The following is an 8,369-nucleotide window of genomic DNA, read 5'->3' as shown; positions in this document are numbered from 1 at the left end:
TCCCTGCTCCCTGCTCCCTGCTCCCTGCTCCCTGCTCCCTGCTCCCTGCTCCCTATAAAAATGTACCTCACCGAATTAAAAACTGCTAGAGTAAGTTAATTAACTATCTGGGGCGGTTTTTTTATCTGTCACTTTGCTAGAGAAAAGACCTTTCTTGCTGATACTTTTCCAATAGATTACTATACCTGTAACTAACATAAAAATTAATCCTAAACCATTTAAAAGTACATAAATAGGCTCGAGTTGCTTACCAAAGAAATCTCCTTGGTGAATTGCCATTAAAAAGTGGGTTTGATCTTTGGAAAGTCCAAACCAGCTTCTCCCTAATCGATAGGCTATCCCGGTGATTGTTGTGATCAGGAAAGGCAGTAAGATAATTGGAGCTAAGGTACTATGCAGTTTACGTAAATTAAGCTTTTTCATAGGATTTGAGCTGGTTTATGAGATTCTATAACATGATTACAACATGCTATAGTATCAGTTTTGGGTTATATATGTAACAAATCGACCTATTGTTTAAGAAATCCCTAAGGACACTAAAAAAAAAAGGAGAAGGCTTGGTGAAGTTAAATTTTGTGAGTTTAAGGCAGTTGGTTACTGGAACTCGGAGGCATTTACGAGTTCTGGGGGTGATTGTGGTGGCATCAGTGCTACTGTCTGGTTGTGTCAACTATGATCTTGGGGTCAGGTTTGACGGTGAACACCATGGCAAGATTGTCCAGCAGATCAAGCTTGGAGAACAGCTGACAAAGTTGGGCGATGCTGAGGCCACTGAATGGCTCAGAAGTCTCGAAAGTCGGGCAAAGCAGCTTCAGGGCAAAACCCAGCGCCTCTCGGACCGAGAAATTGCGATCGCAATTCCCTTTAACAACGGTAAGGAATTAGTATCCAAGTTTGAGCAGTTTTTTAACCCAGTTGGTCACCCAGAAGATTCCCTATTAGCACCAGAGAGTGATAGTAACCCAAGTTTTAACTCTAATTTACGCCTAGATCAAAACAACTTTTTTGTGGTGCAACGAAATCACTTAAGCTATGACCTGGATTTGCGCAGCCTAGGGGTAATAAACTCTGATAATGGCAAGGTTGTGGTTACTACTGGTTCACTGTTCGATTTGCAGTTTAGCCTAGAGACCCCTTGGGGAGCAAACAGTATTGAGAAATCCCCCAATGCCATTCGTCCCAAGATTTATGATGATGGACATCAGCTAGTTTGGACACTGCAACCTGGTCAAATCAACCATATCGAAGTGGCATTTTGGCTACCCAGCTCCCTAGGTATTGGTATGATTATTATCATACTGGTGGTATTAGGTGGTTTCTACATAAAATACAAGTCTTTCCCCTGGGAAAGAACTGAAACTAATCAACCAGCAATACCATCAAAGGTGATGTAGTTTAGACCAGTTAGAGTTATACCAGTTAGAGAAACCAGTAATAGCTATTGGTTTCTTAACCACTAAATTTATCAACATTTAACCCTGCGGATTAAGTGTTGATAAATTTCTATCAGCTTATGAATAATTGTCTAGAATTTAAAATTCATGGCTATCAGATCATCAGGGAGTTAAAGTGCAATCAAGCCGTTGGCAAAGACACTTACCTGGCGATAACTATTAAAACTCAACAGTATGTTGTGATTAAGCAGTTTCAGTTTATTAAAACTAACACAAACTGGTTAAATTATGACACATACGAACGTGAAATACAAGTGCTGCGAGGATTGGAACATCCGGGTATACCCTGCTATCTAGATTCCTTCCAAACTGAAGATGGCTTTTGCCTAGTTCAGGAGTATAAACAAGCGTCATCTCTGGCCAAACCGCGAAGTTTTAGTCCTGATGAAATTAAGCGAATTGCGATTTCTTTGCTGGAAATTTTTGTCTATCTCCAAAACCGTATTCCTTCAGTAATTCATCGGGATGTTCAACCAGCTAATATCTTGGTAGATGATGAGCTCAATGTCTATTTGATTGATTTTGGTTTTGCGCGACTGGGGGATGGAGAAGTAGGGGTTAGTAGCCTGGTTAAAGGAACCTTAGGCTTTATGCCACCAGAGCAATTATTTCGGCGTCAACTAACCGAAGCATCAGACCTCTATAGTGTAGGTATCACATTAATTTGCTTATTGAGTAATACCAAAGCAGAAGATATTGATAATTTAGTTGATATCCGCTATCAGGTTAATTTTCAGCATTTAATTCCCAAGGTGAGTCCCCATTGGGTGAAGTGGTTAGAAAAAATGGTGGAACCCCAACTGGAAAACCGCTATCCCAATGCTAGAGCTGCTCTAGCCGCTATACCTACTGACCCAATTTGCTTACCAAAGGTTGACTTGAGTCGCACTAGTCTGGAGTTCACCGGGACTAGCTTGGGCAAAAAACTGACTCACTCGATCTCGATCAAGAATCCTATACCTGATACCACTTTAACTGGAAAGTGGGAAGTTGCACCCCATCTTCATGATCCACCTCATACCCCCGATTACCATAGCTGGATTTCTTTTGAGCCAGCCACCTTTGAAGGGAATGAAGTTGAGTGCAAAATCACCATTGATACTGGAAAGTTGATGGCAGATAAAACTTACTACAGACAAGTTTTACTGCAGACAAATTCTTCCCCTAAGACTTATTCGTTAGATATTAATCTCAAAACTGCTCCTATCCCAATTACTCGGAAAAAACTCCCCTACGCTTACCTAGCCTTATTGTTACTATTTGCTGTAGCTGTCGATTGGATTATAGCCTCTAGTCTGCTGATCTACGGAACTCTAATGGGAATTAGTGCGACACCTGGTTTTAGTACCTTAGCTGGGGCAGCGGTAGGTTTGGAATTGGCAGCTTGGTTAACTGCAACAGCTGGTCGGACCTCAGGAGCAATGGCAGGAGGAACGGCTGGTATTTTAGTTGGTATTGTTACCTGGGTAACGGCTTTGACTGGATTGGTAGCAACAGCAGAAGCTACAACAGTGGTTGGGGCTGTAGCTGGACTAGTGGGTGGATTGATGAGTGGGGTAGCAATCGGTATTGTGGTAGAAAAGTTTATGGATAGGGGATTGACTAGGAATTTTTCGATCTGGCTGTCACTGGTGAGTACAGCGTTTGGGAGTAGTTTGGGTCTAATTTTTATCCTGGGATTCCTTGATCCATTGGTACCAGCTGCTGTGGTAGTAACCGGTATCCCTTTAGTGGCAATGATTACTTATATTCCTTTGCAACGAGCTAGAAAGATTGCTGAGTATCGTCAGGCAGAACGGAAGTTGATTAGACCGTAAAGTTAAGTCGGGAATCGGGAATCGGGAATCGGGAATCGGGAATTGGGAATCGGTTGACTAGTGACAACTATAGTTAAACAAGGCAAAAGGCAAAAGGCAAGAGGCAAAAGGTTAAGGGCAGCAGCAAACCTTAAACCTTAAACCTTGGCCTTAAGGCCGTAGGCCACGCTGCGCGAACGGCCACGCTACGCGAACAACCTTCAACTTCTTAAACCTTCAACTTAAAAAGGCATTACACTGCTTGGGGTTGCATTTGTGGCTGGAACTGGAACAGGGAGTATACCACATTGCGGCGGATATCAATCATCATTTCCAAGAACATCTCATAGCCTTCCTGCTTATACTCAATCAGGGGGTCTTTTTGGCCATAACCTCGTAATCCCACTGACTCCCGTAGGGCATCCATGGATTGTAAATGCTCTCGCCAGAGGTTATCGATTTGATTCAAGATAAAGAATCGCTCAGCTTGCCGCATTAGTCCTGGCTGAATTTGATCGACTTGAGCTTCCTTGATATCATAGGCTTTGCGGACTTCTTCATGGAGGAAGGTTTTGATTTCCCCAACCGTCATATCTTCTAGATGCTGTGGTTCTAGATCTTGCAGTAAGTAGACAAATTCTTTGACCTTTGCTACCAAGCTCGCTAAATCCCACTCTTCTGGTGGTAACTCTGGGTTAACGTAGGCGTCTACAATATCACTCATGGTTTTTTCGGCATACTGGATGACTTGTTCTTTTAGGTCTAGTCCTTCCAGCACTCGCCGTCTTTCTGCATAAATTGCCCGCCGTTGGTTGTTCATCACCTCGTCATACTCAAATACCTGCTTCCGGGTATCGTAGTAGAAGGTTTCCACTTTTTTCTGGGCATTTTCTAAGGAGCTGGTGAGCATCCCAGATTCGATGGGCATATCTTCCTCAACCCGGAACATATCCATCATCCTTGCTACGCGATCGCCTCCGAATATCCGCAGGAGATTGTCTTCCAAACTTAGGAAAAATCGGGTAGAACCGGGGTCACCTTGCCGTCCAGCTCGTCCTCTGAGCTGGTTATCAATACGGCGGGATTCATGACGTTCAGTACCAACAACGTGCAGGCCACCTTTTTCTACCACTTCATCATGTTCTCGGGTGGTGAATGCGTCATATTCCCCTTGAATTGCTTTATAGACTTCCCGCAGCTTTTGAATAACTGGGTCATTGGTGGGAGCATTTTCTGAAGCGATCGCTAATTTCTCTTCTGCTTCTAATTCCGGTAAACTCTGCTCTCCATACTGTTCAACGGCAAAATTTACTGCCTCTTTTAGGATTTGTTCGGTTTCCCTGGACAATTTGGTCGGGAAAATCTGAGGGCTAACCTTCCAGCTTTTCGGTTTCTTTCCTGGAGCAAACCCAACAGGGTCCGATTTAGGCTTGGCAGTAGTTACCCCTATGGGGGCAAAGGCTTCGTCTTGCTCTGGCTGCACTATTTTGGGCATAAAATATTCCCGTAGCTTCAGCCGTGCCATGAAGTCAGCATTACCTCCCAAAATAATATCTGTTCCGCGCCCAGCCATGTTGGTGGAAATAGTCAAGGCTCCTTTGCGTCCTGCCTGAGCCACAATTTCTGATTCCCGCTCCACATTTTCGGGTTTAGCATTGAGCAGGTTATGGGGTACGCCCTTTTCGGCTAACAGACCCGATAACAACTCGGATTTTTCTACACTGGTGGTTCCCACTAGCACCGGACGTCCTTGTTGATGGAGTTCAGCACATTCTTCTGCTACTGCCCTCCACTTAGCTGGCTCGGTCTTGTAAACCACATCGGAAACGTCTTGACGTTTAGAGGGTTTGTTAGTGGGAATAATGGTAACTTGCAAGTTGTAGATTTTTTCAAATTCTGCTTCTTCTGTTTTCGCGGTACCTGTCATACCGGCGAGTTTGGGATAGAGCAAGAAAAAATTCTGATAGGTAATGGTTGCCAGGGTTTGGGTTTCATTTTGAATATCTACCCGTTCCTTGGCTTCTATGGCTTGGTGTAGACCATCACTCCACCGGCGTCCTGCCAACACTCGGCCAGTGAACTCGTCTACAATCACTACTTCCCCATTGCGCACGATATAGTTGACATCTTTCTGAAAGAGTTCCTTAGCCTTGAGGGCATTGGAAATATAATGAGCCCAAGGGTCTTTGGGGTCGTACAAATCTTTAACCCCTAGAAGTTGCTCTGCTTCGATAAAGCCTTCATCGGTCATCAAGATGTTACGGGCTTTTTCATCAACTTCGTAGTGTCCTAGTTGATCAGGATTCTCTGGATCTTCTGGATAGAGCATCCGGGCAATTTCTGCGGCCTTAATGTACTTCTCGGTCGGTCGCTCCACTTGCCCAGAAATAATCAGTGGGGTTCTGGCCTCATCAATCAGTACTGAGTCTACTTCGTCAATAATGCAATAGTTAAATGGACGTTGCACCACATCTGACATTGCTGTGGCCATGTTGTCCCGCAGATAGTCAAAGCCTAATTCACTGTTGGTGCTATAGGTAATATCACAGGCATAGTTCTTTTGCCGCTCGACCGGGGACATTCCCGATTGAATCAGCCCCACAGTCAGACCTAGGAAGCGATGAACTTGTCCCATCCATTCCGCGTCCCGACGGGCTAAGTAGTCGTTAACGGTTACAATGTGAACCCCTTTACTATCAATGGCATTGAGATAAGCTGGTAGAGTAGCCACCAGGGTTTTTCCTTCACCAGTTTTCATCTCCGCAATTTGCCCTTTGTGCAGGACAATGCCACCCATGACTTGGACATCATAGTGACGCATTCCCAGTACTCGCTTTCCTGCTTCCCGCACTACAGCAAAGGCTTCTGGCAGAATTTGATCAAGAATTTCATCACGCTCTTGACTAGTGTTGGCTTTCTCCAGCTGCTGTTTAAACTCTGCGGTTTTGCCCCTGAGTTGTTCATCCGATAGGTGCTGGATGTCTTCTTCGAGGAGGTTAACTTCTACAACATCAGGTTGGTACCGTTTGAGCTTACGTGCGTTTGGATCACCAATTAGTCTCTTAAGCATAGCAGGAGAAGGAGATGTATAGTTGTGGGATGTATAGTTGTGCGTTTAGGGACACTTTTACAGATATCCTACCAAACTCTTGTGTGAAAAGATGGGGGAAGATCGGGCAATCATATTTGTCAATAAACATGAAAGTGTGGGAAGGGTGGGGAGGGTGGGAGGTGTGGGGAGATGGGGAGATGGGGAGATGGGGGAGATTTTTATTAAGGTTATTTATACTAACATAATCTAATACGTAATTGAGTACTGATCCAACGATACCTGATTCTCTGGCTTGACCTGATTCTCTGGCTTTATTGTCTGGCTTGCTATACCGATTCTCTCATCATTCCATCATCCCATCATCTCATTATCTAATCATTCGTCTAATTTAATCACTCTTCCAAGGAGAAATTAAAACAATTAATCGCCGTAATAGGTAAGTTATCATTCTTTTTGAAAGGTATGGTGTCAGGGATTTTAATCCTTCTCGCTGGACTTTTCTGAGGTAAAAGACAATTCCTATGAAAAAATCATGCCAGCGTCTGCCCCAGTATTCTTTCTGAATTCCCCCTGGATCAAGACGTATATTGTATTGATTGTAATTATATATATTTAATGAATTGAGTTTAGTTAAACCTTCTTGAGCGGCAAACTGTTCATAAGTGATGCCATTGTTCCGAAACTGGGGATTAGTATCGGGATAAATCCATTCCGATACCATCCAATCTTGACTAGCAAACAAGAATTCTGCACAGTTTTTCGTTACTTGAGCATATTTCAGTCTAATCCCAATGGGAATTTCCGCCCAAGGACCATGCTGCCACACAAAATCTGGGTCAAAAAATGCTTTAAATGCCAGGTCTTTGCCATTAATTCTCAGGCGAGCGACCCGACCTACCATGCCAGCTCCAGCTATTTCTACCTCAACCTTCATTCCCCCTGTAGATAGCATTTCAGGATGAATTGGAGCTGGTTGTGTAGGGAAATCCTGGGAGGGCAAATCCTGGGAGAGCATGGCCTTGGGATATAACCCCTTGGGGTTGACCTCTAATTTTTGCCTAGAAGGCTTCGCCCGTACCACAGATTTTTGACTGTGCTGACATACTCTGGTTTTTTTTACTAAAACAACTGTCTTGTTTACCCTACCTAATCTAAGCCGCACTCTTTTTAGGTAAAGTGTGACTCGGTGTCCTTCTGAGGAGGTACTACTGACATACTTGGCTAATTTGTCTAAAAATTGTCTTAACTCTTTGATGGTAATCCTGTTAGTTACATCCAGTAACTCGGAAGGTGGTGGATAAAAGTATAGCTTGTTTTGACCAGTAGATTTGATTACCTGTTGGCAAAGGGCATGAAATTTCCTAGGAGACATCAGTTTTTGCTGAGCCTGACGTATCATTGGTGCGACGAGTGATTCCTCCCAGTGCTGGTAATCTGCCATGGTGTTATCCTTTTTATGCCAAATTTATTATTATCTACTGTTTTAACTATCTTTGAGATCTAAACTTCACACTTTTTAACTGTTTTGGTGATGGGTGAAGGTTGGTGGTCAGTTGGAACCGCTTCGCGAATGGAGAAAAATACCACCAGAGAGGGGGGTATGGGAACATTCTTTTAGCTAAGCTACGTCTATTTCGTCTATCTGTGTAAGTATTGAGCGATCAGCGATCAGCTATCAAGGATAGATCTTTAGTTCGACCAAAACACCTGACTAAAAAGGTGAAACAAACCTAACTAAACGCCTTTAGCTGATAGCTGACGCTTATTTAATCTATCGGTAGCTCAAATAGCATGGCTCTTCCGCAGGAGGTCAGCAATATGAAATTCTCAATTGTGCTTCTCACAGGACTGATGGCTCTAGTCCCTATCGCTCCAGTTAACGCTGAGAGTCCCATCGTTGTTGGGGATAGTAACCGAGACGTTCTCATCTCTTCATTCGGGCGTAAATATAAGAATCGTTCACGCCGCAGGCATCGGCGCATCTATTATCCCAGGCGTGGACGTGGGCGTGGGCGAATCTATTCTCCTAGGCGTGGGGGGGTGCGAATCTATTCTCCTAGGCGTGGG

Annotated in this window: 6 protein-coding genes; 3 read left to right on the top strand and 3 right to left on the bottom strand. The window is 43.9% G+C overall.

The window, feature by feature from the left end; all coding sequences use genetic code 11:
• Positions 1 to 99 precede the first annotated feature (99 nt).
• Positions 100 to 423, bottom strand: a complete 324-nt coding sequence (locus AC4II3_RS19620; protein WP_488015817.1) for a PepSY domain-containing protein — start codon at positions 421 to 423, stop codon at positions 100 to 102.
• Positions 424 to 560: 137 nt separating this feature from the next.
• On the opposite strand from AC4II3_RS19620, the gene AC4II3_RS19615 reads away from it, so the two are divergent.
• Together AC4II3_RS19615 and AC4II3_RS19610 are read left to right on the top strand one after the other, a co-directional pair.
• On the top strand, positions 561 to 1,394 hold the full coding sequence (locus tag AC4II3_RS19615) for a DUF3153 domain-containing protein (protein ID WP_488015819.1): 834 nt from the start codon (positions 561 to 563) through the stop codon (positions 1,392 to 1,394).
• Positions 1,395 to 1,513: 119 nt separating this feature from the next.
• Complete coding sequence (locus AC4II3_RS19610; protein ID WP_488015821.1) at positions 1,514 to 3,271, top strand: protein kinase domain-containing protein; 1,758 nt, start codon at positions 1,514 to 1,516, stop codon at positions 3,269 to 3,271.
• Positions 3,272 to 3,503: 232 nt separating this feature from the next.
• Here the strand turns inward: AC4II3_RS19610 and secA are convergent, their stop codons facing one another.
• Positions 3,504 to 6,320 carry a preprotein translocase subunit SecA gene (gene secA / locus AC4II3_RS19605; RefSeq protein WP_488015823.1) on the bottom strand — a complete coding sequence of 939 codons (2,817 nt, stop codon included), beginning with the start codon at positions 6,318 to 6,320 and terminating at the stop codon, positions 3,504 to 3,506.
• Positions 6,321 to 6,690: 370 nt separating this feature from the next.
• On the bottom strand, positions 6,691 to 7,743 hold the full coding sequence (locus AC4II3_RS19600) for a hypothetical protein (RefSeq protein WP_488011911.1): 1,053 nt from the start codon (positions 7,741 to 7,743) through the stop codon (positions 6,691 to 6,693).
• Between the two features lie 377 nt (positions 7,744 to 8,120).
• On the opposite strand from AC4II3_RS19600, the gene AC4II3_RS19595 reads away from it, so the two are divergent.
• On the top strand, positions 8,121 to 8,369 hold a 249-nt coding region (locus AC4II3_RS19595), incomplete at its 3' end, for a hypothetical protein (RefSeq protein WP_490722872.1).

It is taken from the genome of Moorena sp. (assembly GCF_982860115.1).
This window is presented reverse-complemented; position numbering and strand designations above follow the sequence as displayed.